24 protein-coding genes are annotated in these 25,812 nt (G+C 62.4%); 16 read left to right on the forward strand and 8 right to left on the reverse strand.

Features of this window, described 5'->3' with window-relative positions; genetic code table 11:
• Positions 1–3 precede the first annotated feature (3 nt).
• Entirely contained in the window at positions 4–537 is a 534-nt protein-coding gene (locus AC6I97_RS06690; RefSeq protein ID WP_497944460.1) for a DUF6023 family protein, read from the reverse strand.
• 51 nt (positions 538–588) lie between these two features.
• Positions 589–1,032 carry a DUF6023 family protein gene (locus tag AC6I97_RS06695; RefSeq protein WP_497944461.1) on the reverse strand — a complete coding sequence of 148 codons (444 nt, stop codon included), beginning with the start codon at positions 1,030–1,032 and terminating at the stop codon, positions 589–591.
• A 92-nt stretch (positions 1,033–1,124) separates the two neighbouring features.
• Here AC6I97_RS06695 and AC6I97_RS06700 point away from each other — a divergent pair, with 92 nt between their 5' ends.
• The 7 genes from AC6I97_RS06700 (at position 1,125) to proC (ending at position 10,070) form a co-directional block, all read left to right on the forward strand.
• Positions 1,125–2,774: a DUF7059 domain-containing protein gene (locus AC6I97_RS06700; RefSeq protein WP_497944462.1), complete on the forward strand. Its 1,650-nt coding sequence runs from the start codon at positions 1,125–1,127 to the stop codon at positions 2,772–2,774.
• Positions 2,771–3,481: an ArsR/SmtB family transcription factor gene (locus AC6I97_RS06705; protein WP_224165300.1), complete on the forward strand. Its 711-nt coding sequence runs from the start codon at positions 2,771–2,773 to the stop codon at positions 3,479–3,481. The genes AC6I97_RS06700 and AC6I97_RS06705 overlap by 4 nt, the downstream gene beginning before the upstream one ends.
• 113 nt (positions 3,482–3,594) lie before the next feature.
• Positions 3,595–6,318, forward strand: a complete 2,724-nt coding sequence (gene topA / locus AC6I97_RS06710; protein ID WP_224165299.1) for a type I DNA topoisomerase — start codon at positions 3,595–3,597, stop codon at positions 6,316–6,318.
• 182 nt (positions 6,319–6,500) lie between these two features.
• Positions 6,501–6,935 (forward strand): SseB family protein, encoded by a 435-nt coding sequence (locus AC6I97_RS06715; protein ID WP_224165298.1) that lies wholly within the window; start codon positions 6,501–6,503, stop codon positions 6,933–6,935.
• Between the two features lie 89 nt (positions 6,936–7,024).
• A complete protein-coding gene (locus AC6I97_RS06720; protein ID WP_497944463.1) occupies positions 7,025–8,146 on the forward strand; it encodes a Ppx/GppA phosphatase family protein in 1,122 nt (373 codons plus the stop codon).
• Between the two features lies 1 nt (position 8,147).
• Positions 8,148–8,981 carry a sugar phosphate isomerase/epimerase family protein gene (locus tag AC6I97_RS06725; RefSeq protein WP_216927041.1) on the forward strand — a complete coding sequence of 278 codons (834 nt, stop codon included), beginning with the start codon at positions 8,148–8,150 and terminating at the stop codon, positions 8,979–8,981.
• 258 nt (positions 8,982–9,239) lie between these two features.
• Positions 9,240–10,070, forward strand: a complete 831-nt coding sequence (proC, locus tag AC6I97_RS06730) for a pyrroline-5-carboxylate reductase (RefSeq protein ID WP_497944464.1) — start codon at positions 9,240–9,242, stop codon at positions 10,068–10,070.
• 7 nt (positions 10,071–10,077) lie between these two features.
• Here proC and AC6I97_RS06735 read toward each other — a convergent pair whose 3' ends face one another.
• Genes AC6I97_RS06735 through AC6I97_RS06745 form a run of 3 tightly spaced genes read right to left on the reverse strand, consistent with a single transcriptional unit; the run spans position 10,078 to position 12,371 of the window.
• The gene (locus tag AC6I97_RS06735) at positions 10,078–10,716 is read right to left on the reverse strand and encodes a potassium channel family protein (protein WP_377652913.1); all 639 of its coding nucleotides are present in this window, start codon (positions 10,714–10,716) and stop codon (positions 10,078–10,080) included.
• 40 nt (positions 10,717–10,756) lie between these two features.
• Positions 10,757–12,190: a TrkH family potassium uptake protein gene (locus AC6I97_RS06740; protein WP_224088821.1), complete on the reverse strand. Its 1,434-nt coding sequence runs from the start codon at positions 12,188–12,190 to the stop codon at positions 10,757–10,759.
• Positions 12,191–12,233: 43 nt separating this feature from the next.
• The gene (locus tag AC6I97_RS06745) at positions 12,234–12,371 is read right to left on the reverse strand and encodes a hypothetical protein (RefSeq protein ID WP_224088820.1); all 138 of its coding nucleotides are present in this window, start codon (positions 12,369–12,371) and stop codon (positions 12,234–12,236) included.
• Here AC6I97_RS06745 and AC6I97_RS06750 point away from each other — a divergent pair.
• Positions 12,370–13,518 carry an acetoin utilization protein AcuC gene (locus AC6I97_RS06750; RefSeq protein ID WP_497944465.1) on the forward strand — a complete coding sequence of 383 codons (1,149 nt, stop codon included), beginning with the start codon at positions 12,370–12,372 and terminating at the stop codon, positions 13,516–13,518. The genes AC6I97_RS06745 and AC6I97_RS06750 overlap by 2 nt on opposite strands.
• A gap of 18 nt (positions 13,519–13,536) precedes the next feature.
• Here AC6I97_RS06750 and AC6I97_RS06755 read toward each other — a convergent pair whose 3' ends face one another.
• On the reverse strand, positions 13,537–14,013 hold the full coding sequence (locus AC6I97_RS06755) for a hypothetical protein (protein WP_497944466.1): 477 nt from the start codon (positions 14,011–14,013) through the stop codon (positions 13,537–13,539).
• A gap of 155 nt (positions 14,014–14,168) precedes the next feature.
• Between AC6I97_RS06755 and AC6I97_RS06760 the strand changes: the two genes are divergently transcribed.
• Together AC6I97_RS06760 and gdhA are read left to right on the forward strand one after the other, a co-directional pair.
• On the forward strand, positions 14,169–14,741 hold the full coding sequence (locus AC6I97_RS06760; protein ID WP_497944467.1) for an ArsR/SmtB family transcription factor: 573 nt from the start codon (positions 14,169–14,171) through the stop codon (positions 14,739–14,741).
• A 214-nt stretch (positions 14,742–14,955) separates the two neighbouring features.
• Complete coding sequence (gene gdhA, locus AC6I97_RS06765; RefSeq protein WP_497944468.1) at positions 14,956–16,293, forward strand: NADP-specific glutamate dehydrogenase; 1,338 nt, start codon at positions 14,956–14,958, stop codon at positions 16,291–16,293.
• Positions 16,294–16,373: 80 nt separating this feature from the next.
• Here gdhA and AC6I97_RS06770 read toward each other — a convergent pair whose 3' ends face one another.
• Complete coding sequence (locus AC6I97_RS06770) at positions 16,374–17,705, reverse strand: alpha-hydroxy acid oxidase (RefSeq protein WP_497944469.1); 1,332 nt, start codon at positions 17,703–17,705, stop codon at positions 16,374–16,376.
• Positions 17,706–17,796: 91 nt separating this feature from the next.
• Between AC6I97_RS06770 and AC6I97_RS06775 the strand changes: the two genes are divergently transcribed.
• On the forward strand, positions 17,797–18,495 hold the full coding sequence (locus tag AC6I97_RS06775; protein WP_497944470.1) for a FadR/GntR family transcriptional regulator: 699 nt from the start codon (positions 17,797–17,799) through the stop codon (positions 18,493–18,495).
• A gap of 70 nt (positions 18,496–18,565) precedes the next feature.
• Here AC6I97_RS06775 and AC6I97_RS06780 read toward each other — a convergent pair whose 3' ends face one another.
• Positions 18,566–19,594 (reverse strand): LacI family DNA-binding transcriptional regulator, encoded by a 1,029-nt coding sequence (locus tag AC6I97_RS06780; protein ID WP_497944471.1) that lies wholly within the window; start codon positions 19,592–19,594, stop codon positions 18,566–18,568.
• A gap of 179 nt (positions 19,595–19,773) precedes the next feature.
• On the opposite strand from AC6I97_RS06780, the gene AC6I97_RS06785 reads away from it, so the two are divergent.
• The 5 genes from AC6I97_RS06785 to AC6I97_RS06805 are packed head-to-tail and all read left to right on the forward strand — an operon-like array spanning position 19,774 to position 25,689.
• A complete protein-coding gene (locus AC6I97_RS06785) occupies positions 19,774–21,195 on the forward strand; it encodes a Gfo/Idh/MocA family protein (protein WP_497944472.1) in 1,422 nt (473 codons plus the stop codon).
• A 28-nt stretch (positions 21,196–21,223) separates the two neighbouring features.
• Complete coding sequence (locus AC6I97_RS06790; protein WP_497944473.1) at positions 21,224–22,222, forward strand: NAD-dependent epimerase/dehydratase family protein; 999 nt, start codon at positions 21,224–21,226, stop codon at positions 22,220–22,222.
• Positions 22,219–23,124, forward strand: coding sequence for a 5-dehydro-4-deoxyglucarate dehydratase (locus tag AC6I97_RS06795; RefSeq protein ID WP_497944474.1), 906 nt, complete (start codon positions 22,219–22,221; stop codon positions 23,122–23,124). The genes AC6I97_RS06790 and AC6I97_RS06795 overlap by 4 nt, the downstream gene beginning before the upstream one ends.
• The gene (locus AC6I97_RS06800; RefSeq protein WP_497944475.1) at positions 23,124–24,257 is read left to right on the forward strand and encodes a mandelate racemase/muconate lactonizing enzyme family protein; all 1,134 of its coding nucleotides are present in this window, start codon (positions 23,124–23,126) and stop codon (positions 24,255–24,257) included. Before AC6I97_RS06795 ends, AC6I97_RS06800 begins: the two co-directional genes overlap by 1 nt.
• Positions 24,238–25,689, forward strand: a complete 1,452-nt coding sequence (locus AC6I97_RS06805) for an aldehyde dehydrogenase (NADP(+)) (RefSeq protein WP_497944476.1) — start codon at positions 24,238–24,240, stop codon at positions 25,687–25,689. Before AC6I97_RS06800 ends, AC6I97_RS06805 begins: the two co-directional genes overlap by 20 nt.
• Positions 25,690–25,812: the final 123 nt, after the last annotated feature.

Below are 25,812 nucleotides of genomic sequence, written 5' to 3' on the forward strand. Positions count from 1 at the left end.
CCTTCAGAGCCTGCTGACCCGATACGCAAAGTTCGCGTCGGATCGGGCGCCCACAGTGATGGCCAGGATGGCGTCCTTTTCCAGCTGCACCACGCTCACCCGGGCATTGGCGCATCCCAAGGTCAGGTCAACCAAGTCCGTCTCGCCTACGCTGACTGCGAATGAAACGCGGCGGGTGCCGCGGCACGCCAGCGTCACCGCGTACGTTCCGCCGGGCAACTGCACGGTCTGCTCAGTTCTGGACTCACCGGAATTCAGGAAGCCGCTGCTCGAATAGAACGACTGCCCCTGCGATTCCGGCAAGGCCGCTTTGGCCCACTCTTTCAGGGCCTCACCTGTAACGGTTTGCTCCAGGGCTGGGTCGGGAGGAAGCACGACATTGCTGCCGGTAGTGTCTGTGGGGCTGGAATCCGCACGCCCGCCGTCGTCATAGGTGTACTCGCACGCCGCCAGCGCGCCACCCAGCACGAGCAAGAGCCCGACGGCGGCACTTGCCAGCCGTCTGGACACAACCGAGCCAGCCACCTTGCTGCCCATACGTTGACTTTACGCTGGCCTGGAAGCGCACCATAGTGCTGGCGCAAGGGGCTAATTAGCGGCGGGCACCAGCTGGTAAGCAAAAATCAGCGGGGCATCCACACTACTCGTGGAGATAGTGAGGGCGGCGGTGGCGGGGACTTTGATCTTCACCACTTCAAGGCTGCCGTTGCAGGCGGCTCCCGCGTCGGCGATTTGCTTTCCACCGGAAGAGACGGCGAAGAACACCTTTCCTCCTCCATCACAAGCCATCGTCAGTGTGTAATTCCCTGCTGGAACGCCCGGTGACTCCTTGACCAGCGGGTCCCGGTTCAGGATCTTGCCGGAATCCTCCAACGTCACGGTGCTGGCAGTGGGCAGGACTTTATCTTTCCACGCCGGTACATCGGCATGTTCGACGCTGACCGAACCCTGGCAGGCTGAGGCCGCCAGGAGCGTCCCAGCAGCAATGACAACAAGGCCTGCGCGGCGCCTTGTGGAGGAATGGTTGAGCATGCTTCCACGCTACCGGGTCCCACAACAAGGTTTTGTCCACATAGCCCAAACCGGAAACGTCTCCCATGAAGCGGCGCCCATAGACTTGCAATGTGACTCAAACCCCCGAAATATTTACCGCTGGCAATACTGACGACGCCCCGCGCAGCGACCACCCGGAGCTCCTTGCGTCGCTGGCCTCAGACCTTCGCGCCATCTCATACACGGTCGACGGCGTTGCGGAACTACTGGGGGAATCCGCCTATGCCGCATTGAACAGGGACCAAATCATTCCAGCGTTGTTGGTGAGTGAACGCATGTCCAAGAGCGGCGTGGAAAGCACCCGGGCGCTGTCCGTCATAGTGCGGCTGTGGTTGCTTGCTGTCCCACAGCCGCAGTCCGATATTGACCTTGCACTCCCCGGCGTGGGCGCCCAAGGACTCGCCCGGCTTGGACTTATCACCCTGGACGCCGGTGTTGCCACGGCCAAGGTGGATCTACGTCCCTATGGCTGGGAGGCCAATGCGGACGGCAGCGGGGGAGCGGAGCTTTGGGTAGCCAGTGATCTCGCTGCCCACCAACAAGCCGGGGTCCTAAGGCACGACCACGTTCTGGGGATAGGACGGGCATCAACAACCCTTGTCCAGACAACCATCAGGCAGCACACGCACCGTGCGCTGGACCTCGGGACAGGCTGCGGCATCCAGACGTTCCATTTGTTGCATCACTGCGAACATGTCACGGCAACGGACATCTCCGGGAGGGCGCTCGCCTTCACCCGTTTCAATCTGCTCCTTAACGCTCAGGAACTGGACCTGGATCCGAACAACCTCGAAGCCCGCGTCAGCCTGCGCCTGGGCTCGCTCCTGGAACCCGTGGCGGGGGAACGTTTCGGGCTCGTCGTCTCCAACCCGCCCTTCGTCATTACCCCGCGCAGCGCCGGTGAATCCTTGGCTGATCAATTTACATACCGCGACGGCGGCCTGCCCGGCGATGAGATCGTCGCCTCGTTGGCGCGGACCCTGGCAGGCGTCCTTGAACCCGGCGGCACAGCCCAAATGCTCGGCAACTGGGAGATCCGCACAGGGACACCATGGCATGACAGGCCTTCCTCATGGCTGAAAGGTTCGGGCCTGGACGTTTGGTTCATTCAACGTGAGCAGCTGAGCCCGGAACAGTACGCAGAGACCTGGCTGCAGGACGCTTCGGAGAACCGGGACCGCACTCACTATCAGCAGTCATACGCCGCGTACTTGGACGACTTCGCATCGAGGGATGTTGAAGGAATCGGCTTTGGCATGATCTGGCTACGCCGCCCTCAAACTTCAAACGAAGCACGCATCAGCCGGTTTGAGGAGATTACTTACCCCATTGAGCAACCTATCGGTCCCCATCTGGGCGCGGCCGTGGAACGCGCGGACTGGCTCGCTGGCAGTACTTTGCCGGAAGTACACCTTGTGGTGGCCGAGGACGTCACCGAAGAACGCCATCAGCGTCCCGGGGCGGTGCATCCAGGCGTGATCCTCCTCCGGCAAGGGGCCGGCCTTCGTCGAACAAACCTGCTCAGCACGGAGCTGGCGGGCTTTGTTTCTGCTTGTGATGGCCAATTATCCGTAAGGCAGATTGCCGGAGCCCTGGAAGCACTCCTGGGCGGCGCGGACGACTTCGATTCAGGGTCCTTCCAAGAAGGGCTTCTTGCCGAAGTACGGAATCTCGTCCTGGACGGGTTCCTCCTCCCGGATACGCAAGAGGCGTCCGTATGAACAGTGCACGGCCGCCGCGCCCGCTCGGTAGCAAGTCCTCAGTTAGTGACCCTGCTTACACTGATGAAGTGATTGCGAACAACCAGACATCCCAGGCGTCGGGCGATGCCCCTCGGCGAAAGAGGGCCGAGAAAACGGTTGAGATAACCGATCCCAAGGCTATCCGTGCATTGGCGCACGCCGCCCGCCTGGAGGTCATCTCCGAGCTCTACGCAACACAGGTAAGCCACACAGCCACTGAGCTCGCGGCCCGCACCGGCCTGACGCCCAGTGCCATGAGCTACCACCTCCGTGCACTCCAGAAATGGGGGATCGTTGCCCCGGCCGAAAATGCCGGTGACGCAAGGGAACGCCGTTGGAAGGCTGCTGGAACTGACTTCAGGATTTCAGGCGGCAGCGTGGCCAGCCCGGAGATCGCAGTGGTCGATCTTGAGCTGGATGCCTTCCGGCGCAGAGCTTCGGCTTTTGCCAAGGCCCGCGGAGAACGCCGGCAACGTGGCGAAGCGGCGGACGAGCCGGCGTCGGTGGTGCTGGCGAGCAATTTGCTGTACTTGACCAACCAGCAGCGCAAAGAGCTTTCCGAACGGATCAGGGAGGTCCTGCGGGAGTACGAACTGGACGACCCCACCCGGATTCCACAAGGTGCCGAGCGTGTTGCTACTCTGTGGTCAATGATCCCGGATGACCGCATGGCACCTGGGCACTAGGGGTCCGGCCAGCCCCTCGGATTTCCACGCCGGAACGCAGGATTCTGCAATCTATGGTGAACTAGGCCAATATGGGCACCAGCCCAATTACACATTTTTTCTGTAGGAGCACCGTGCCCAGCAAGGCAAAAACCGGCAAGAAACTCGTGATCGTGGAGTCTCCGGCCAAGAGCAAGACCATCGCCAAGTATCTTGGCGAGGGCTTCATCGTCGAGGCTTCCATCGGCCATATCCGGGATCTCCCGCAGCCATCAGACCTCCCTGCAGAACTGAAGAAGACCTCGCTGGGCAAGTTCGCCGTCGACATCGAAAACGACTTCAAGCCGTACTACGTCGTATCCCCGGACAAGAAGAAAAAGGTCGCCGAGCTCAAGGCGCAGCTGAAAGACGCTGACGCGCTCTATCTCGCAACCGATGGGGACCGCGAGGGCGAAGCCATCGCGTGGCACCTCCTTGAGGTCCTTAAACCCAAAGTTCCCGTGTATCGCATGACTTTTGGCGAAATCACCAAGGAAGCTATTCACCGTGCAATGGATAACCTTCGGGACGTCGATACCGCACTGGTTGATGCCCAGGAGACCCGGCGTATTCTGGACAGGCTCTATGGCTACGAAATCTCACCGGTTCTGTGGCGCAAGGTCGCCAGGGGGCTCTCCGCAGGACGTGTGCAGTCCGTGGTTACCCGCATGGTGGTTGACCGCGAACGCGAACGTATGGCTTTCCGGGCCGCTTCCTACTGGGACCTGACCGGCCAGTTCGGAGCCGACTCGGGATCCTTCAAGGCGAAGCTTGCTGCGGTGGACGGGTCCAAGGTCGCCAGTGGTCGTGACTTTAATGACAATGGCCAGCTCACATCCTCCAACGTGGTGCACCTGAACGAGGAACTTGCCACGTCCTTGGCCGCAGGCCTGCAGAACGCCGATTTCCGCGTTCGTTCGGTAGACACCAAGCCGTACACACGCCGTCCTGCCGCACCGTTCACCACCTCCACGCTGCAGCAGGAAGCCGGCCGAAAGCTCAGGTTCTCCTCGAAGAGCACCATGCAGGTCGCCCAGCGCCTGTACGAAAACGGCTACATCACTTATATGCGTACCGACTCCTCGGCTTTGAGCGATGAAGCTGTCACAGCAGCCCGGCGCCAGGCCGCCGAGCTCTACGGCCCCGAGTACGTGCCCCAAAGCCCGCGCGTCTACGCCAACAAAGCTGCAAATGCCCAGGAGGCCCACGAAGCCATCCGCCCCGCCGGTGACTCGTTCCGAACTCCCGCCCAGGTGGCCAAGCAGCTCAGCGGAGACGAATTCCGTTTGTACGAGCTCATTTGGAAGCGCACGGTAGCGTCCCAGATGGCTGATGCCAAGGGCTCCACAGCCACCATCCGGCTGGGTGCCGTAGCAGCTGACGGGCGCGACGCTGAATTCTCGGCCTCCGGTACCGTCATCACCTTCCCCGGCTTCCTCGCCGCCTATGAGGAGGGCAAGGACGAGAGCCGCGGAGATGAAGACTCCGATGAAGCGCGCCGGCTGCCCAACGTGGCCAAGGATGACTCCCTGCAGGCCTCGGACATCGTCGCTGTTGGGCACGAAACCTCACCGCCTCCGCGTTACACCGAAGCGTCGCTGACTGCTGAGCTGGAAAAGAGGGGCATCGGCCGTCCGTCGACCTATGCCTCCACGATTTCCACCATCCAGGATCGTGGTTATGTCCGCAAACAAGGTTCTGCCCTGGTCCCCAGCTGGATCGCTTTCTCGGTGATTCGCTTGCTTGAGCAGCACTTCACGGATTACGTCGACTACGAGTTCACCGCTGACATGGAAGGCGATCTGGACAAGATCGCCAACGGCCAAGCCGTGGGCGCAGCGTGGCTGAAGCACTTCTACTATGGTGAAGACGCTGATCCCGGGCTGTTGAGCATCGTGAACAACCTCGGCGAGATTGACGCCCGCGAGATCAACTCCGTGCCCATAGCCGAGGGCATCACCTTGCGTGTGGGTAAGTTCGGCCCGTACCTGGAAAGCAGCATTCCCACCGTTGATGAGAAGACCGGTGAAGTGGTGGAGTCCGCACGGGCCAACGTCCCGGAGGAACTCGCACCGGATGAGTTGACAGCCGCCAAGGCAATCGAGCTCATGGAAACTGCAGCTCCTGAGGAACGTGTCCTGGGAACCGATCCACACACGGGCCATACCGTGGTTGCCAAGAACGGCCGTTACGGCGCCTACGTCACCGAGATCATTCCCGAGATGACCGAGGAACAGCTGGCAAACCAGCCCGTTGAGTACTACAAGAACGGCAAGCCCAAGCCTCCAAAGAAGCCGGTGAAAGCCAAGCCACGCACAGGTTCGTTGTTCAAGTCCATGACCGTGGACAGCGTCACCCTGGATGAGGCCCTGCAGCTCATGAGCCTGCCCCGGGTGCTGGGCGAGGACGCTGAAGGAAATGTCATCACCGTCCAGAACGGCCGGTTCGGACCTTACCTGAAGAAGGGTACGGACTCCCGTTCAATCGGCTCCGAAGAAGAAATCTTCACCATCACCCTGGAACAGGCCTTGGAGATCTACTCCCAGCCCAAGCAGCGTGGTGCCCGGGCCGCCGTGCCGCCGCTGGCCGAGTTCGGCCCGGACCCCGTGTCGGAGAAGAACATTGTCGTGAAGGAGGGCCGATTCGGTCCATACATCACCGACGGCGTCACGAACATCACGGTTCCGCGCTCAACGTCCCTTGAGGAACTGACCCGGGAACGCGCCGTCGAACTTCTTGCCGAGAAGCGGGCCAAGGGCCCCGTCAAGCGGACGACTACGCGCAAGGCGCCAGCCAGGAAAGCCGCCGCCAAAAAGTAGCCAGCCAAAAGTAGCCCGGCCAAAAGCAGCCGGGCCAACAAGCAACCGGGCCAACAAGCAACCGGGCCAACAAGCAGGCGGGCCACGAGCGGCCGGCTACAAGGTGACGCCTCAACAAGACAGGGTGCGGTCCGGGAAGCCATCGAATTGCGTCCCGGACGGCATCGTGGTCGAGTAGAACCATGACTGAACAGACGGCTTCACCGGACAACGGACCCTTGAACGACCTCGAAGCGAAGCTCGCCTTGGCTGAACAGCCGGACGCCAACCCGGTAGACGTCATCCTTGCTTTCCTGAACAACGAGGTCTACCTCATCAGTTCCGAAGCAGTGGATGGACCGGACTCTGCCGTAGAGCCATTGGTCCTTTCGAACGCTGATGGACAGCCTGTTCTCGCGGTGTTCAGCCACCCGAGCCGTGTGGATGAGCGCTTCCTGGAAGCGGCCCCGCACATTCTGGGCACCATGGGTTCGGCGATCCTCGGTAACATCGGCGACGAACTGGGCATGGTCATCAACCCCGGAAGCGAATATGGCTTCGAAATCGATCCTGAGGGGATCGCCAACATCCGCCGCGACTTCAAACGGGCAGACGAGGCAGGGGAGCCAACGGAATAGCTGGCATCCTGGGCGCGGGAGGTCTGCCTGTCAGCGAAACGTGGCCGCCAAGTTGCTTCCCCGGCTTCGAATCAGTGAATAATGGCAGAATGCGTCTTGGCGTTCTCGATATCGGTTCAAACACCGTCCACCTGCTGCTCGTGGACGCCCATCCCGGTGCCCGCCCAGTGGCTTTTGCCTCCCACAAACGGCCACTCTCCCTGGTGCAATACCTCGACGGCGATGGCAACATCAACGATGCCGGCCAGACTGAGCTGATTGAGTTCGTCCTGGAGGCGTGGGAGTTCGCAGCACGCCACAAGGCCGAGGATTTGCTCGCGTTTTGTACCTCGGCAATCCGTGAGGCAACCAACGGCGCCGAGGTCCTGGCCCGGGTCAAACACGAGACCACGGTGACTCTCCAGGAGCTCACGGGCAGCGAAGAAGCGTCCATGACTTTCTTTGCCGTTCGTCGTTGGTACGGCTGGGGCGCCGGTCCGATCCTGGATCTGGACATTGGCGGGGGATCCTTCGAAATGGCCTACGGCACGGACGAACTCCCGGAATTCGCTACCTCCGTTCCGTTGGGAGCCAGCCGGCTGACGCGGGATTGGCTCCATGATGATCCACCCAGCGCCAAGAGCATCAAGGAGCTGAGGCGGTACATCCGCTCTACCCTTAAGCCTGTTGTCCGAAATTTCCACGAGCTTGGCCGGGCCAACCTGGTGGCGGGTACCTCCAAGACGTTCCGCTCCCTTGCGCGGATCGCTGGTGCTGCCCCCAGCGCCGCCGGTCCGTATGTGAAACGGGAACTCCACGCCGCCGATCTTGGCTTGTGGGCCCAGCGCATATCCGCCATGAAGGTTGAGGACCGCCTATACCTCCCAGGCGTTTCAGATGCGCGCGCCCGACAATTGCTGGCCGGGGCTCTGGTGGCGGAGGCCGCATTGGAGCTCTTTGAATTCCCTAAGATGGAAATCTGTCCGTGGGCTTTGCGGGAAGGCCTGATCCTTCGACGCCTGGACCAGTTGGTCTTCGATGATGCCGTGGATCCCGCGCCTCACGTCGGGAAGCGCAAGAAGGACAAGTCCAAGAAAAAAGCCGCCAAGGAAGGCGACAAAACGACGGACAACGACGAGCCCCAGCACACGTTTGAGGAGTTCCCTGTGCCCGTGAACAACCCTGCCCCTGCACCAATTCCGGCCCCCGTGGTAGGCGGGCTGGCTTCCTGAGATGAGCACCGACGTCGAGCCCGTTGCAAATAACCGCCATATCCCGGTGGCACTGTCCAGTGCCTCCGTCTATCCGCTGAGCGTCCATGATGCTTTCGCGGTTGCCCAGGACCTTGGTTATGAAGGTGTTGAGGTCATGGTCACCAACAACGCCGTGAGCCAGAATCCCGACGCCCTCATCCAGTTGAGCCATCGTTACCACCAGCAGATCGTCTCTATTCACGCGCCCACGCTGCTGCTCACACAGCAGGTCTGGGGAGCCGCATGGAACAAGATCGAGAAGTCCTGCCAGATGGCCAGGGAGGTCGGCTGCGACACCGTGGTGGTCCATCCACCGTTCCGCTGGCAGTCGAATTATGCCGAGAACTTCGCTGCGGGTGTTCGGGAAATTGCTGCGATGTATCAAGTGCACATCGCGGTGGAGAACATGTACCCGTGGCGCGTCCGCGGACGGGAGGCTGTTGCCTACCTGCCGCACTGGGATCCCTTGGGACAGGATTACGACGACGTCACCTGGGACTTCTCGCATGCGGCAACTGCGGGGGCAAACAGTTTGGAAGCCATCCAGGCACTAGGCAGCAAACTCCGTCACGTTCACCTCACGGATGGTTCAGGTTCCGGGAAAGACGAGCACCTGGTGCCGGGAACGGGGACGCAGCAGTGCGCGGACGCCCTCCAACACCTTGCTTCCAACGGTTTCAGTGGTGTTGTGGTGGCTGAGATTTCAACCCGCAAGGCCAAGGTGGCTGGTGAGCGTGAAGAAATGTTGGCGGAAACGCTTCGTTTCGCACGTCAGCACCTCAGCATCCCGCTGGTGCGGTCGCACGATAATTAGTAGCCAACTCGGTAATTGGAAGCCAACGCCATTAAAAGCGAAAGCACCGGCGGCCGAATCGGGAAATGGGGGAAAACCCGCCCCGGCCACCGGTGCTGTTGGCGGGCATCCCCATGCCCGCCTCATCACTCGCACCCTCAATGAGGTAACTACTAAGTTACGGACCAAGCTTGGGTGCTGCCTGCAATATTCTTGGGAACAAGCTGTGAATCCGGACAGCGTTCGACCCCTCCATGGGCAAACTGCCATGATGGTGCAATGAGCAACCGAATCGCATTCCTTGGCTGTGGATCCATGAACGAGGCAATTCTGGCCGGTCTCCTTGCCGCCGGGGCTGACCCATCCGATGTCGTCGCCACTGTCCGACGTGCCGAGCGCGCAGAAGAGCTTGCGCAGCGGTACGGCGTTATGGCGATCGCCGGCGAGGAAGAGCCTGACAACAACAAGCTCGCCGCCAAGGGTTCCGGCATAGTCATCCTTGGCGTCAAGCCAGTTGGCATTACAGACCTTGCCCGGGAAATCAGCCCGGCACTCGCGAAGGACACCGTTGTTGTGAGCGTGGCAGCTGCGGTTTCCATCGCGCAGCTTGAGGCGGCCCTCCCGGAGGGGCAGCCGGTGATCCGCACCATGCCGAACACACCCGCAAAGCTGGGTCGCGGCGTCGTATCCGTTTCGCCCGGAACGCACTGCACGCCGGAACAGCTGGAGAGGGTGAAGGCAGCGCTGGCAGGTGCCGGCAAGGTTGTGGAGGTGCCCGAGGAACAAGTGGACGCGTTGTCCGCCATCAGTGGATCCGGCCCCGCCTACGCGTTCTATTTGGCTGAGGCCATGGCCGCTGCGGGTGTTGAATTGGGGCTGGACGCCGAACTGTCCGTCATGCTGGCCCGCGAAACGGTGGCGGGCGCCGGTTTCATGCTGGCGGAACCAGGGGCGGACCCCACTGCACTTCGCGTTGCCGTAACCAGTCCCAACGGCACCACCGAGCGGGCTATCGCAGCATTCGACGACGGCGGGATCCCCCGGATCATCGCTGAGGGAGCCCGTGCGGCTGCCAACCGCGCAGCCGAGATCACAAAACAGCTGGGCTGACCGCGCCCTAGGGCCGTGCTGCGAAGCGCTCCAGGAGATCGACGTGTCCGGACACGATCAGCATGTCGTGTCCGGACACCTTGGTTTCCGGCCGTGCATACGTGAAGTCCTCACCGGGGGTCTTCACGCCGACGATCGTCACGCCGTATTTGGAACGCACCTTGGATTCCTCCAGGGTGAAGCCCACAGTTTCCTTGGGCGGATACATCTTGACGATCGCGTAGTCGTCGTCGAACTCGATGAAGTCCAGCATGCGCCCTGACACCAGGTGTGCGGCACGGACGCCGGCGTCGGCTTCCGGGTAGATCACGTGGTTGGCGCCGATCCGGCTGAGGATCTTGCCGTGGGATGGGGTGATCGCCTTGACCCAGAGGTGTTGGATGCCCAGGTCCACCAGGTTCACCGTGATGAGCACCGAGGACTCGATGGACGTGCCCACGCCCACCACGGCGGAGCTGAACTCCTGGGCCCCCAGCTGGCGCAAGGCATCGATGTTGGTGGCGTCCGCCTCAACCACGTGGGTGAGCACGGGCGCCCATTTCTGGACGAGCGTCCGGTCGCGTTCAATCGCCAGGACTTCCCGGCCTTGCTTGACCAATTGCTCGGCTGTGGCCGACCCGAACCGGCCAAGGCCAATGACCAGCACTGGTGCGTTGTGGGCGGGGCGGTTGGCCGCCCCTGTGGTACTAGCCAATGATTGGCCTCTCTTCCGGGTAGTGGTACAGCTGGCTGCGCTGGCGCAGGGCCAGGCCGGCAGCGAGGGTTACGGTGCCCACACGGCCTGCGAACATGAGTGCGGTCAGGACGTAAACGCCCGACGGCGGCAGCTCGGCGCTGAGGTTGGTGCTCAGTCCCACTGTGGCAAAGGCGGAGATGGTTTCAAAGAGCACCCTGTCCAGTGTTGCGCCGCTGATGGAGAGCAGCAGGAATGCCGCGACCGATACAAGTGTGGCGCCGGCAACAATCACCGAGATGGCCACCCGCATGGTGCCTTGGGGAATCGTGCGTCCGTAGACCTTCACATCGGCATCTCCACGGGCCTCGGCAACAATGGCGAGGAACATGACCGCGATAGTGGTCACCTTGATGCCACCCGCGGTGGACGCCGAGCCGCCGCCGGCAAACATGAGGGCATCCGTGAGGAGCATCGTGGTGGATTCCATGTGGTTCTGGTCAACCAGGTTGAACCCGCCTGAGCGCGTCATCACTGATGCAAAGAGGGAATGGATGAGCTTGTCGCCAAGATCCATGTGCGCGATGGTCCGCACGTTGTCCCATTCCATGAGCGCCCACAGGACCGTGCCGGCGAGCAGCAGGATGAAGGACACCTGGATGGTGAGCTTGGTGTGGAGGTTCCACTTCTTCCAGTTCAGGCCGTTCTGTTGCAGAACCATCACTACCGGGAAGCCGAGGCTGCCAAGGAACACGCCCAACATGAGTGGAACCAGGATCCAGAGGTCGGTCTCGTAGGGCACGATTCCGTCCGAGTGCGGCGTAAATCCGGCATTGTTGAAGGACGAGATCGAGTAGAAGACCCCGTGCCACACCGACTGCCAGAATGGCTCGCCGAGAAGCATGAAGCGGGGGATCAGGGCCAAGGCAAGGGCGCCTTCGATCACCACGGAGGTCACGATGACGATGCGCAGCAGCGTACCCACTTCACCAAGCCTGCCGGCGTTGTTCATGGCCTCCTGGGCGATGAGCTTGCCGCGTACACCTAGCCGCTTGCTGACCATGAGGGCCAACAGTGAAGCGAGGGTCAAAGTGCCAAGGCCGCCCACGAAGATGCCCACCAAAATAATGAGCTGGCCAAGGAAGGACCAGTGGGTGGCGGTGGAAACCACGGTCAGGCCGGTCACGCAGACACTGGAAACCGCCGTGAACATGGCCTGGTGCAGAGGAGTAGGTTCGCCCGAAGCCGAGGAGAACGGCAAGGACAACAAGCCTGTGAAGAGCAGGATCACCGAGGCGAAAGCGACCAGGGCCAGGCGGGCCGGGGACGTGTTGGCGATGTTGTCAATGAAGTCGCGCGCACGCGTGAAAATCCACAGACCTTCACGTTCCTGCTGGCCGGGTTGCCAGTTGGCCGGGCTCGCAGAGCGCGACTGGCTTTGAGACATGGGTTCTTCCTCGGTTGAACATGCTTTCCTGAGTAGTAAACCACTATTCCTGCAGCGTAACCGGGCGGTAGAGCTCCGCGGCCTCAGGTAGCCTGTTCTGGATGAACTCCAGGCTTGGAACAACTGCTTCCAGCATTACGCGATCCGCACTGCCAACGACGGTTGTGTGGGATCCGGCCATGACTGCTTACAACTTTGGTCCCAGCCATCCTATGGCCCCGCAGCGGCTGGAGTTAACTGCGAGGCTCGCGGAATCCCTTGGTCTTTTCAGCCACAGCCATGTGGCGGTGGAGAAGCCGGAGCTGGCCACCGACGTCGAACTTTGCTCGGTGCACAGCGCGGAGTACGTCGAGGCGGTGCGCCGCGTTAGCCAGGATCCGTCCATGCCCGAGGAAGACCGGGGGCTCGGAACCGAGGATGATCCCGCATTTGCCGGCATGCACGAGGCCAGTGCCCGGCTCGCCGGTGGTTCCCTGTTGGCTGCTGAGTCCATCCTCTCCGGGAAGGCCGTGCGCGCCGTGAATTTCAGTGGTGGATTGCATCATGCCGCGCGCGAGCGGGCCAGCGGATTCTGCGTCTATAACGACGTCGCAATCGCCATCCAGCGGCTTCTGGACGGCGGTGTGCGGCGCGTGGTGAGCATCGACGTCGATGCCCACCATGGCGACGGAACACAAAGCATTTTTTGGAATGACCCCCGCGTCATGACAATTTCCCTGCACGAATCCGGGCTTACCCTCTTTCCGGGAACGGGTTTCGCAAATGAAACCGGCGGCCCGGATGCGCAAGGCACGGTTGTCAATGTTGCGTTGCCGGCGTTCACGGGAGACGCCGCATGGCTTCGCGCCTTTCACGCGGTGGTACCGCAGCTGGTTGGAGCTTTCAATCCCGAGGTGATTGTCAGCCAGCACGGCTGTGATTCGCACCGCCTGGATCCATTGACGCACCTCAACCTCAGCGTGGACGGGCAGCGGGAGGCGGCCAGCGCCGTCGCCAGCCTTGCCGCCAGGTACTGCGATAACCGGTGGATAGCCACTGGTGGAGGTGGCTATGACATCACGGGTGTTGTGCCACGTGCGTGGAGCCACCTGATCGGGATGGTGACGCAGCGGCCGGTTCCGCTAAGCACGCCCGTTCCCGAGGCCTGGCGGACCTACGTCAGGGAAACTTACGGGGTTTGGGCGCCCGAGTCGATGAGCGATGACGTGGATGTCTGGTGGCGTTCCTGGGAAGTTGGATACGACCCCGCGGACGAGGTGGACCGGACGGTCATTGCCACGCGCAAGGAGATCTTTCCTTTGTACGGGCTCGATCCCTGGTTCGATTAGACGGTCTCGAACCACTCCCTATGATTCGGACCTCTCGGTCTGAAAGACCACGCCCGCCGCACCCACGAGCCAGCCCAGCAACGACAAAGCAAATGCTCCGATGAGGTCCGTGGACGCTTGGCCCTTGAACAGCCATAGCACCAGGACCAGCAAGCCCATGGTGATGTAAACCATGATCGCGACTATCACCCGTCCCGATAACCGTAAGGCAACCTCCGCCGGGCTGACGACGGCACTGGATTCGCCCGCGTTCGCGCTGTCCCGCTTAACCTCCGAAATGGTGAACCCCAGTGCGGATGCCGTTAGCGAACTCAGGGACGTGGCGAGGACTCCCGCCGCGGTAACCAGGGCGCCGTTCAGTTCAGGGGCCGTCAGATCACCTGTTGGAACCCAGGTGCCGACCCGAAGGAGCACGGCACTCCACACAAAGACGAAGACGGCAAGGAACACGCCGGCGATGATGTTGAAGATTTGGCGCCGAAGGAAATCAGTCATTGCCCCGCCCCCGTGCTTTTGGCGGCCGGGGCCTGGCAGCCCGGACGGACCGTGAATCCGTTTTAGCATTGGCCTTGGATAGGGTCAACGATCCACCACCGTCGCGGCACGAAACAGGGATGCCATTTGGCGTATATGTCGCTAGGGTGGGAGGCATGGTGACTGACGACGTATTTGCCGTCATAGCTGAGGCAACCAGGCGCGACATCCTGGTTTCACTCCGCTCTGGGGATAAAGCTGTAGGCGAACTGGTGGAAGAACTGGCTGCAAGCCAGCCCACTATCTCCAAGCATCTGAAGGTGCTCCGCGAGGCTGACCTCGTCAGCATGCGCGCCCAGGGGCAGAAGCGCTACTACGCGCTGAACCCGAAGCCGCTGGCAGGTGTGGCTACCTGGCTGGAAACGTTCGACGTCGGACCCTCGGCTGGTGCCGCCGTCGTACCATCCGAGGAAGCAGCGCCGCAAACGGCGGCTTCCGCTGAGGCTGTGCCCGCCGCGTCGAATGTGGAACCCACTGTGCCGGATCTCGTTGCAACTCGTGCCGAGGCCGTCAGCAAGGCCGTGAAAGTCCACTCAGATGGGGTGCCCGTCTCGCTGGATCCGGCATCGGACGACACCGTTCCGCAGCAGATTGGCCGGACTGTTGGCCGCGCTGCCACTAAAGCGGCGGATCTGCTGGCCAACCTCCCGAATCTTCCCAACCTTCCGAAATTCGGTCGCAAGCGCTAGTTCGCTCACCAACTCAATCCAACGTGATCTTGAACACCTTGTGAGGTTTCATTAGCGTCAGGTTTCCTTGCGTTTGCGGGGTTTTTCTACGGTTGTGTTAACTCTTCCCGTGGGTCACATTCTCGCTGGATGGAGATCCTACGTCCAATGATGCAACGATGACGGGACTGAATCGTCTCGTCGCCAGTCGGCGCATGGATGGATAGGAAGACGCATGGATTCGAGGCTCGAAGCTGTCCGGAACACCGTATTGGCGCGGAACCCTGGCGAGAAGGAGTTCCACCAGGCGGTCACCGAGGTCTTCGAAAGCCTGGGGCCTGTTCACGATCGGCACCCCGAATTCCTTGAGGGTGCCGTGCTGGAGCGTCTGTGCGAACCCGAACGGCAGATCATCTTCCGCGTGCCGTGGACCGACGACTCAGGCCGCGTCCACGTAAACCGCGGTTTTCGGGTGGAGTTCAATTCGGCGCTTGGCCCGTACAAAGGCGGGCTCCGGTTCCACCCGTCGGTGTACCTGGGCATCGTGAAGTTCCTCGGCTTTGAGCAGATCTTCAAAAATGCCCTTACAGGCATGCCGATCGGCGGTGGCAAGGGCGGTTCCGACTTCGATCCCCGCGGACGCTCCGACGCCGAGATCATGCGGTTCTGCCAGTCGTTCATGACTGAGTTGTACCGGCACATCGGTGAATACACCGATGTCCCGGCCGGCGATATTGGGGTTGGCGGGCGCGAGATCGGCTACCTCTTTGGCCAGTACAAGCGCATCACCAACCGCTATGAATCCGGTGTCCTCACCGGCAAGGGGATTTCCTGGGGTGGCTCGTTGGTCCGGCCGGAGGCTACCGGCTACGGCACCGTGATCTTCGCCCAGGAGATGCTCAAGACCCGTGGTGCTTCCTTTGACGGCCAGCGCGTTGTGGTGTCCGGTTCGGGAAACGTGGCCATCAATGCGATTGCCAAGGCACAATCCCTCGGTGCAACCGTGGTGGCCTGTTCCGATTCCGCCGGTTACGTCGTGGATGAGGCGGGAATCGACGTCGGGCTTCTCAGCCAGATCAAGGAAGTGGAACGCGGGCGCCTCACCGAATACGCTGCGCGCCGTTCCGGAGCCAGCCACGTAGCCGGAGGTTCCGTGTGGGACGTGAACGGCACGGTCGCGCTGCCATGCGCCACGCAAAACGAGCTCGACGGCGACGCTGCCGCCAAGTTGGTCAGCAACGGCCTGATTGCCGTAGCTGAAGGCGCCAACATGCCCTCCACGCGTTCGGCAGTGTCAGTGTTCCAGGAGGCGGGCGTTCTGTTCGGCCCGGGTAAAGCCGCCAATGCTGGTGGTGTTGCTACGTCCGCGCTGGAAATGCAGCAGAACGCCAGCCGTGATTCGTGGTCATTTGAGCACACGGAACAGCGGCTTACCGAGATCATGGTGGGCATCCATGACCGCTGCGCAGAAACCGCCGAAGAATATGGTTCGCCCGGAAACTATGTGGTGGGCGCCAATATCGGCGGATTCGTCAAGGTAGCCGACGCGATGCTGGCCCAGGGCCTGATCTAGAGCCCGCGCCCCCAACTGGGTCGCAATTAAGCGCGTTTAGCGGGCTCAAAACGTGCTTAACTGCGACCTGGTTGGGTGGGCTACTTCTGCAGCAGCCGCACGTGGTCCGGGTTCAGATCCGATACCTTGCTGACGCCCAGGAGCGCCATGGTGCGGGTCATGTCCTTCTCGAGGATCTGGATAGTGCGGTCCACGCCTTCGCGTCCGCCGGCCATGAGTCCATAGAGGTATGCGCGGCCGATCAAGGCAAAGTCTGCCCCCAAGGCGAGGGCTGCCACGATGTCGGCGCCGCTCATGATGCCCGTATCCAGCATGATCGCGGCCTTGCTGTTGTCCGCCTGCAGGGCTGCCGAAACTTCAGGCAACAAATGGAACGGGATAGGCGCCCGGTCCAGTTGGCGGCCACCATGGTTGGACAGGACGATGCCGTCGGCGCCGTGGTCCACCACCTTGCGGGCGTCTTCTACCGTCTGGATGCCCTTGACCACAAGCTTGCCCTTCCAGGTTTCACGCAGCCAATCAAGGTCCTCATACGTCAGCGTGGGGTCGAACATTGAGTTGATGAGGTCCGCCACCGTTCCCGTATACCGCGAGAGCGACGCGAAGGTCAGCGGCTCATGCGTCAGGAAGTTGAACCACCACGCGGGTCGGTAGGACGCATCCAGGACTGTCTTGAGTGTCAGCGCCGGCGGGATGGTCATGCCATTACGGACATCCCTCAGTCGAGCCCCGGCTACAGCAGTATCCACGGTCACCATGAGGGTATCGTTGCCTGCTTTGGCGGCGCGCTCGATCAACTCCAGGGAGCGGTCACGATCGGTCCAGAGGTACAGCTGGAACCAGTTGCGGCCGTCCGGAGCCGCCGTAGCAACGTCCTCGATCGAGGCCGTGCCCATCGTGGACAGCGTGTAGGGAATGCCGGCAGCTTCTGCGGCCTGCGAGCCGGCGTATTCGCCCTCGGACTGCATCATTCGGGTGAATCCGGTGGGCGCAATGCCGAAGGGGAGGCGCGATTCCTTCCCCAGAATGTCCGTGCGGAGGTCGATCCTGGAAACATCGCGAAGGATCCCGGGGCGGAATTCGATGTCCTGGAACGCCTGGCGCGCCCGGCGCAGCGTGATCTCGGCTTCCGCGGCGCCGTCAGTGTAGTCGAAGGGGGCCTGCGGCGTGCGGCGTTTGGCGATGTCGCGCAGGTCCCAGATGGTGCTGGCACGCTTGAGGCGGGCGGCCTTGCTGAATTCTGGCTTCTTGAACTGCATGAGCGGCGCCAGGTCCGACACCTTGGGGAGGCGCCGCTTCAGTGCCGGAGGTTGTACGACGGCGGGCGTCGGCTGGGGCGGCCGGCTGACGGTTTCGTCGCTCCCGGCATTGGCCGGGGCTGCTGTGATCTTCGGATCGAGGGTGTCGGTCATGCGGTTCTCCCTTGAAATTCTGTGGTCCTACCACTGTGGTCTAACCACACTGTAAGCCATGTGGTTGGACCACATCAACTAGTATTCCCGTATGCGTACCCACGAACTAGTCCTGCAGTGGATAGAAAAGCAGCTATCCGACGGCGACCTCGCCCTCGGCGGTCGGCTCCCCGGAGAGCGGGCAATGGCCGAGCAGCTGCAGGTATCCAGGACATCTGTACGGGAGGCCGTGCGGATCCTTGAAGCAATGGGTGTTGTGCGCGCGGGTGTTGGCTCGGGCAAGGATGCGGGAACTGTAGTGATCGCCGAGCCCGGCTCTGCACTGGGCTCCACGCTCCGCCTCCACGTGGCAACCCGGCACCTTCCCGTGGCCGACATCGTGGAGACCCGGGTGCTGCTCGAATCCTGGGCAGCTGCCCGGGCCAAAGTTGGCGCCCCTGCCCTTGATGAGGCGGCGGCGCTGCTCGAGCAAATGGACAACAGTCCGGACATCGAGGCGTTCCTGGCCCTTGATGCCCGGTTCCATGTGGCACTGGCACAGGCTGCCGGAAATACAGTGGTCAGTGCAATGATGGCGTCATTGCGGGGCGCCATTGAAAACTACGCCGGCGAGTTGACCGGGAACCTTCCGGATTGGAAGGCGACTTCCGAACGGCTCAGGGCCGAGCATCGCGCCATCCTCGCCGCCGTCAATGCGAACGACGGCGGCCGGGCAGCAGAGCTCGTGGCGGCCCACATCGAAGGCTTCTACAAAGAGGCCGGAGTGGGCTCGCAGACTTCCGGAGAATAGAGCAACGCGGGGTCACTTAGGGCCCATGATGGGCTTCCGGATGGGCCCTAAGTGACCCCGCGTTGCATTTCTAGGCGGGCTTGAAGGCCGGGGCTGCAGTGCTCTTGCGGATTTCCATCCTCGGCGAGAACTCATCCTGGGCTTGGGTGGTGGATTCGCCTGCTTGCTGGATCTGCTCCCGCATCCTGCGCCACGCTAGGCTCCCGAGCTCGTTGATGGGCACGGCGGCGGTGGTCAGCGGGGGAGTGGTGTACTTGGCGAACGGGATGTCGTCGAACCCCGTCACCGAGATGTCCTCCGGAACCCGCATGCCATGCTCGTGCAGGCCACTGAGCAAACCCATGGCGACGAGGTCGTTGAAGGCCAGGATGCCGGTGGCGCCACTGGCGATGATGGCCTCGGTGGATTCATGTCCGGAGTCGAAGTTGGACCCGCCGTGGAGCATTTGGAGTTCAATCTCCGGGTGCTGTTTCCGGAATTTTTCCAGGCCCACCAAGCGCTGGCGGTTGGATGCGCTGTGCTCCGGGCCGGAGAGATAGGCCAGCCGCCGGTGGCCCAGGCCCACCAAGTGCTGGGCGAGTTCCTGGATACCTTGGCCGTAGTCCACGCTGAGGCTTGGAGTGTTGGTGGCCACCGTGGTGCGGTTGATGAGTACCAGCGGATGCAGGGTAGGTGCCAGCTCTTCAAGTTCGGCATCGCCCATTCGGGGTGCGCAGAGCACCACGCCATCGCAGCGGCGACGGGCTTCTCCAGCCAGGATTGCTTCCTCGCTGGTTACTTCGGATGAATCCGCGATCAGGACGCGATACCCGTCCTGGGAGGCGGCAATGCTAAGTCCGCGGAGGATGGCCTGGAACGTGGGGTTTGCCAGGTCCGGGACAACTATGCCGATGGTGTCGGTTTTGCCCAAGGCCAGGCTTCGGCCCACCGGGTTGGGTTGGTACTTCAATTCGGCTGCCGCCGCACGGACGCGCTCGGCAATGCCGGGATCAACGGCGGCGTTACCGTTCATGACGCGGGACACTGTGGCGTGCGAGACGCCTGCCTTCTCCGCGACATCGGCAATGCCAATCCGCCGATTGGTGTTCCTCCGTGCCATGTTGCCCCTTCCGGTTGGCTGTCCGCGTGCTGCCCCTGCGTTGGGGCAATGGTTGACGGAACCGCCAGAGTCTTGATACAAAGCTTATAACGCTCTGAGAAAACGCTTTCTCATGATTCTTCCCAGATCACGCCGGGCCGTCAAGCGGTTCACTCCTGCCTTTTGAAAGGGGCCTTCCCATGGTCAACGTCGACACCGCCGAGACCCAGTCGCCCGCACCGGGCACTTCCGGGTTCTCCGCCGGAAGCACTGCCCGCCATCGGACCCGCATTGCCCTTATCGGGACCGGGGGCCGCTCCGAAATGTACATTCGCGCGATCTATGGACAGCACGCAGACGTAGCTGACCTCGTCGCCCTCTCAGACGTGAACCAGGGCCGCGTGGATTTCTACCAGGAACTCATCAAGGAACTCGGCGGAACGGAGCCGGTGGCGTTCTTCGAGCCGGCAAAGCTGACCGGGTTCATCCAGGCCAACGGCATCGAACGCGTCATTGTCACGACGCCGGACTACACCCACGCGGACTACATCGTGGAGGCGCTCGAGGCGGGTGCCGACGTCGTGGTTGAAAAGCCGCTGACGATCGATGTCGAGGGCTGCCGCCGCATCACCACTGCCGTGGCAGAAACCGGTCGGAACGTCGTAGTCACCTTCAACTACCGTTACTCGCCGCGCAACACCGCCCTTAAGGAGATCATCCAGAACGGCGTGATCGGCAAGGTCACGTCCATCGACTTCACCTGGGTGTTGGACACTGTGCACGGCGCGGACTACTTCCGCCGCTGGCACCGTGAGAAGAAGAACTCCGGGGGCCTGCTCATCCACAAGGCCTCGCACCACTTCGACCTCGTCAACTGGTGGATCAATGACGTCCCCGAGCGCGTTTTCGCCTCCGGGGGGCTCCGGTTCTATGGCGACAAGAATGCTGCCGAGCGCGGTCTGGGTGCCCGCCCGGACCGCGGCACGGTTGATGGCCTGGCGCGTGATCCGTTCCGCCTGGACATGCGGGAGGACGAACGCTTGAAGGCCCTGTACTACGACAACGAAAAGTTCGACGGCTACCTGAGGGACCAGGACGTCTTCACGGAAGGCATCACCATCGAGGACAACCTGGCCCTCGTGGTTGATTATCAGGACGGGCCCACGTTGAGTTACTCGCTGAACGCCCACAGCCCGTGGGAAGGCTACAGGGTCAGCGTCAACGGCACGGAGGGCCGCGCCGAGCTCGAAGTGGTTGAGCGCGCAGCGGTCCAATTCAGCACAGACAAGAAGACTGTGGTGGACCCCAGTGCCACGCCTGTTGAGGAAGAAGACGCCGTTCGACGAAATGGAGAGCGCCTGGTGGTCCAGCGTCACTGGGAGGCGGCCTACGAAGTCCCGATCGTCAACGGGGAGGGAGGCCACGGAGGCGGCGACAACCTGCTGCTGTCCGACCTCTTCAATGGACCCGGCGTAGACCCCCTGGGCCGTCCGTCGGGGTATATCGATGGCCTCCGTTCCGTCTCAGTCGGCATCGCCGGCAACCAGTCCCTGGACACCGAACTCCCCGTCCGCATCAGCGAACTTGGCCTGGGCATCGATCTCAGCCGCGGCCAGGCCTAACGGCCCAACACTCACGAGGACAAACACCATGAGCAGGATTTTCGTCACCGGCGGTTCCGGCCGGCTCGGCCGCAGCGTCGTGTCCGGCCTCGCCCAGGCCGGACACGAAGTGGTCTCGGTTGACCGCGACGCCATCCCGGCGGAGCAGTTGCCGGCCGGCGCCGTGCAGTACGCGGCGGACCTTTTGGCCCCGGGAGAAGCTGAGCGGCTCCTCCGGGAAACAAACCCCGACGCCGTCATCCACCTCGCTGCTATCGCGGTACCTTTCAGCGCTCCTGAGGAAGTCATCTTCAGTACCAACACCCGGCTCGCCTACGCGGTTATCAGTGCAGCCACCGACGCGGGTATTCCGAAGATTATTACGGCAAGCAGCCCCACCGCCCTGGGCTACGGCTCACCGGCCGGGTGGCTGCCGCCGTCGTTCCCGTTGGACGAGCAGACGCCGCCCAAGCCCTGGAATGCTTACGCGTTGTCCAAGCTGATCGCCGAGCAGACAGTGCAGATGTTTGCCGCGGCGCAGGGGGACAAGATCCGGTACGCAGCCTTCCGGCCTTGCTACGTCATTTCCCCCGAGGAGTGGCAGGGCGCGCCCACGCAGCAGGGCCACACGGTTCGCGAGCGGTTGCAGGATCCCGCCCTGTCCGCGCCGGCACTGTTCAACTATGTCGATGCCAGGGACGTGGCAGACTTCCTGGACGTGCTGCTGGAGAAGATGGACGCCATCCCCAACGGGCAGGTCTTCTTCGTTGGAGCGAAGGATGCCTTGGCCATTGCTCCGCTCGCTGAGCTGTTCCCGCGTTTTTTGCCGGGCAGCGGCCCGCTTACCGAACACCTGACCGGCACCAGCCCCGCGTTCTCCATCGGGAAAGCGCATGAGCTTCTGGGCTGGGAGCCCACGCGCAGTTGGCGAACCGAACTTACGACGCCCTTCGAACGCGAAGACTCAGCAGCATCAGAGCAAGCACTACTCAACGACGAGAATCACGCCGGCCTGGTCCCGGCGGGAGCAACCAAGGAGACACCATGAACTTCGACGGCGTACTGTTTTTCCCCGTCACACCCTTTGCCGAAGACGGCTCGGTGGATGTAGCCCTTCTGAAGGAGCACATCACCTCGCGCCTTCCTTACGGCCCCGGAGGTGTTTTCCCAGCATGTGGCACGGGTGAATTCCATGCGCTCTCCCTGGATGAGATCCGCACTGTGGTGGCTGCCGCCGTCGAAGCTGTTGACGGTGCTGTTCCGGTAGTCGCAGGCGCCGGCGGCCCTCTCGGCCACGCACTTGCTGCCGCCAAGGTTGCCGAGGAGGCAGGCGCCGATGCCCTGCTGGTTCTCCCGCCGTACCTCGTTACAGGGCCAACAGACGGCGTGGTTGCTTACGTCGAGGCCATCGCCGCTGCCAGTAGCCTGCCCGTGATCGTCTATCACCGTGGCACGGCGAAGTTCACTGCCGCGGCCATGACCCGCCTTACTGCCAATCCCAAGGTCATCGGGTTCAAGGACGGGATCGGGGACGTCGGCCTCGCGCAGGAAATCGTATCGGCCATCAACGCCAGCGGCCAAACCGACTTCGCACTTTTCAACGGACTCCTCACGGCAGAGCTGACCCAGGGCGCTTACCGCGGCTTGGGCATCCCGCTTTACTCCTCGGCGGCCTTTGCCATGGCTCCGGAGATTGCAAAGGCCTATTACGACGCCTACATGTCAGGCGACGAGGAACGGCGCAACGCCCTGCTCGAGGGGTTCTATTCGCCCCTTGTGAGGCTTCGGGACCAGACGCCCGGCTTTGGCGTCTCGCTGATCAAGGCAGGCCTTCGCCTGGCAGGGCTCCCGGTTGGCTCCGTGCGACCACCGCTGGTTGACCCCACGGAGGAACAGCTGTTGGAGCTCAAGTCGATCCTGGCCAAGGGCCATGAGTTGGCCGTCAGCTGATGACAGCGCGCATTACCGGACTCAGCACACGGTTGATCACGGTTCCGTTGCTGCGCAGCTGGGGTGCTGAAGCCCCAGAGAACCATGTGATCGTCACCGAACTGACCACTGACGACGGCGGCCTGGGCCACGGCTTCTCGTGGACACCTACTATTGGTCCCCAAGCGGTCAAAGCGCTCCTGGAGCACGACATCGCCCCCTTCGTCCTTGGGCTTGAGGCCAACCCGGAGATCGTCTGGGACCAGCTGTGGAAGCGTCTGCACGAAGCTGGCGGGGGAGGCCTGACCACCATCGCCATGGCCGGCGTCGACCTCGCGCTGTGGGACCTTAAAGGGCGGCAGGCGGGCACGTCCGTCACCGGGATTCTGGGCCAACGCCAGGAATCGGTGGAGGTCTATGGCTCGGGCGTGAATCTGCACTACTCCCTGGAACAGCTCGTGGAGCAGGCGCAGCGCTGGGTTGCCGCTGGTCATAAGGCTGTGAAGATCAAGGTGGGAAAGCCTGAGCTACGCGAAGACGCTGAACGGGTGGCAGCCGTTCGGCAGGTCATTGGCCCCGACCGCCTGCTCATGATTGATGCCAACCAACGCTGGGACCTGGCGCACACTTTCCGTGCCTTGGATGTTTTGGGGGAGTACGGATTGGAATGGCTTGAAGAGCCAATCCGTGCTGACGATCTGTGGGCCTACCGGCGCCTGCGTAAACATTCTCCGGTGCCTATCGCGCTTGGCGAGAACGTCCACACTATCTACCGTTTCCGTGACTTCATCGAAGCCGAAGCTGTGGACATCATCCAACCCAACATTGTCCGCGTGGGCGGCATCACGCCGTTCCGCAGGATCGTTGAGTTGGCCCGTGCGAACAGCATCAGGGTGGCGCCGCACCTTTTGCCGGAGCTCTCCGGACAATTGGCGCTCACCTTGGCTGAGGCCGTGAGCGTGGAAGAAGTCGAAGACGCTTCCTTCGAGCAACTCGGCATCCTCGCCGGGCCCTCTCCCATCCGAATCCGCAACAGCAGGCTCAGCTCCGTAGGTCGTCCAGGTCTTGGCTTCGACTTTGCCGCAACGCCGGCCGCACGTCAGAGCTCCGCCCCTGAGAGTAAAGGAAACCACATTGAGTACAGCAACTCTTGACCTGACCGAGGTTACAGCCGCTGCCGCCGCAGCCTTCAAGGTGACCGCCGCAGCGTCCGACGCCGAGCGAGCAGCCTGGCTGACCGCCGTCGCCGACGCCCTGGACGCCAACGTGACGGAACTGGTGGCCATAGCTGACTCCGAAACCAGCCTTGGCACGGTTCGGCTCACCGGTGAGGTGGCGCGGACGAGCGGCCAACTCCGGTTGTTCGCGAGGGTGATCACGGAGGGCTCGTACTTGGAGGCCGTCATCGATCACGCGGATCCTGCCGCCACCCCGCCCAGGCCTGACCTGCGCCGCATCCTGCGTCCGATTGGACCGGTGGCCGTGTTCTCGGCGTCGAACTTCCCGTTCGCGTTCTCGGTGGCCGGCGGCGACACCGCATCGGCGCTGGCTGTCGGCTGTCCGGTGATCGTCAAAGCACATTCCGGCCATCTACGACTGTCCGAGCGGACTGCCGGGATCGTGACCGAAGCCTTGGCCAAGGCCGGGGCTCCGGAGGGCACCTTCGCACTCGTGAGCGGACGCGAGGCCGGTACCGCATTGGTGCAGGATCCAGCCATCAAGGCGGTGGGCTTCACCGGGTCCATTCCCGGCGGCCGCGCACTGTTCGACCTCGCAACGTCCCGCCCGGAACCGATCCCCTTCTACGGCGAACTGGGCAGCCTGAACCCGGTGGTCATCACGGATGGTGCCTTGGCCGATCGTGCTAAAGAACTTGCTGCTGGCCTGGCTGGTTCGTTCACCCAGGGAGCGGGGCAGTTCTGCACCAAGCCAGGACTCGTTTTCATCCCTGCGGGCACCGACTTCGCTGCCCAGGTGGCTGAGGCGAGCAAGGACAAACCGACCGCCGCCATGCTGACCGAGCGGATCGCGGAGGCCTACCCTTACGGCTTGCGCAGCGTCGCTGAGCAGCCGGGTGTTGCGGTGGTGAGCGGAATTGTGGATCAGGACAGCCTGGCCGATGGCGCCGCTCCTGTGGTGTTCTCAACGAGCGCCGCCAATGTGCTGGAACGTCCGGATGAACTGCTGGAGGAGTGCTTCGGCCCCACAACTCTCCTCATTGAGTACGCCAACAACGACGAACTGTCACAGGCGCTCGCCAAAGTTCCAGGCAGCCTCACGGGCACCGTACACGCGCAGCCAGGTGAGGACATTTCAGCGCTTGTGGAGCAGCTGAGTGAGCTCGCCGGCAGGGTCCTGTTTGACGGTTGGCCCACTGGCGTTGCCGTGAACTGGTCGCAGCAGCACGGAGGACCGTACCCCGCCACCACATCGCCGTTTACCTCAGTGGGCGCTACCGCGGTTCGCCGCTTCCAGCGTCCCGTGGCTTACCAGGACGCTCCGGAAAGCATCCTGCACCCGGCCCTGCGCGAGGCGAACCCGTTGGGCATCCCGCGCCGTGTGGACGGTGTGCTGACGCTCGGCTAACTCACCTACAGCGCGCCCAACTAAGTAGCAGTTAAGCGCGTTTTGAGCCCTCAAAACGCGCTTAACTGCGACTTACTTGGGTAAGGGCAGATGAAAGAGGCGGGGTCACAATCGCGGTGACCC

This window comes from Arthrobacter sp. TmtSoilC48, assembly GCF_059739425.1.

Bases quoted from the DNA above. Each gene is read 5' to 3' on its own strand.
- AC6I97_RS06690 (WP_497944460.1), bottom strand. From the start codon at position 537: ATGGGCAGCAAGGTGGCTGGCTCGGTTGTGTCCAGACGGCTGGCAAGT.
- AC6I97_RS06695 (WP_497944461.1), bottom strand. From the start codon at position 1,032: ATGCTCAACCATTCCTCCACAAGGCGCCGCGCAGGCCTTGTTGTCATT.
- AC6I97_RS06705 (WP_224165300.1), top strand. From the start codon at position 2,771: ATGAACAGTGCACGGCCGCCGCGCCCGCTCGGTAGCAAGTCCTCAGTT.
- AC6I97_RS06715 (WP_224165298.1), top strand. From the start codon at position 6,501: ATGACTGAACAGACGGCTTCACCGGACAACGGACCCTTGAACGACCTC.
- AC6I97_RS06720 (WP_497944463.1), top strand. From the start codon at position 7,025: ATGCGTCTTGGCGTTCTCGATATCGGTTCAAACACCGTCCACCTGCTG.
- AC6I97_RS06725 (WP_216927041.1), top strand. From the start codon at position 8,148: ATGAGCACCGACGTCGAGCCCGTTGCAAATAACCGCCATATCCCGGTG.
- proC (WP_497944464.1), top strand. From the start codon at position 9,240: ATGAGCAACCGAATCGCATTCCTTGGCTGTGGATCCATGAACGAGGCA.
- AC6I97_RS06740 (WP_224088821.1), bottom strand. From the start codon at position 12,190: ATGTCTCAAAGCCAGTCGCGCTCTGCGAGCCCGGCCAACTGGCAACCC.
- AC6I97_RS06750 (WP_497944465.1), top strand. From the start codon at position 12,370: ATGACTGCTTACAACTTTGGTCCCAGCCATCCTATGGCCCCGCAGCGG.
- AC6I97_RS06745 (WP_224088820.1), bottom strand. From the start codon at position 12,371: ATGGCCGGATCCCACACAACCGTCGTTGGCAGTGCGGATCGCGTAATG.
- AC6I97_RS06755 (WP_497944466.1), bottom strand. From the start codon at position 14,013: ATGACTGATTTCCTTCGGCGCCAAATCTTCAACATCATCGCCGGCGTG.
- AC6I97_RS06760 (WP_497944467.1), top strand. From the start codon at position 14,169: ATGGTGACTGACGACGTATTTGCCGTCATAGCTGAGGCAACCAGGCGC.
- gdhA (WP_497944468.1), top strand. From the start codon at position 14,956: ATGGATTCGAGGCTCGAAGCTGTCCGGAACACCGTATTGGCGCGGAAC.
- AC6I97_RS06770 (WP_497944469.1), bottom strand. From the start codon at position 17,705: ATGACCGACACCCTCGATCCGAAGATCACAGCAGCCCCGGCCAATGCC.
- AC6I97_RS06775 (WP_497944470.1), top strand. From the start codon at position 17,797: ATGCGTACCCACGAACTAGTCCTGCAGTGGATAGAAAAGCAGCTATCC.
- AC6I97_RS06780 (WP_497944471.1), bottom strand. From the start codon at position 19,594: ATGGCACGGAGGAACACCAATCGGCGGATTGGCATTGCCGATGTCGCG.
- AC6I97_RS06785 (WP_497944472.1), top strand. From the start codon at position 19,774: ATGGTCAACGTCGACACCGCCGAGACCCAGTCGCCCGCACCGGGCACT.
- AC6I97_RS06790 (WP_497944473.1), top strand. From the start codon at position 21,224: ATGAGCAGGATTTTCGTCACCGGCGGTTCCGGCCGGCTCGGCCGCAGC.
- AC6I97_RS06795 (WP_497944474.1), top strand. From the start codon at position 22,219: ATGAACTTCGACGGCGTACTGTTTTTCCCCGTCACACCCTTTGCCGAA.
- AC6I97_RS06800 (WP_497944475.1), top strand. From the start codon at position 23,124: ATGACAGCGCGCATTACCGGACTCAGCACACGGTTGATCACGGTTCCG.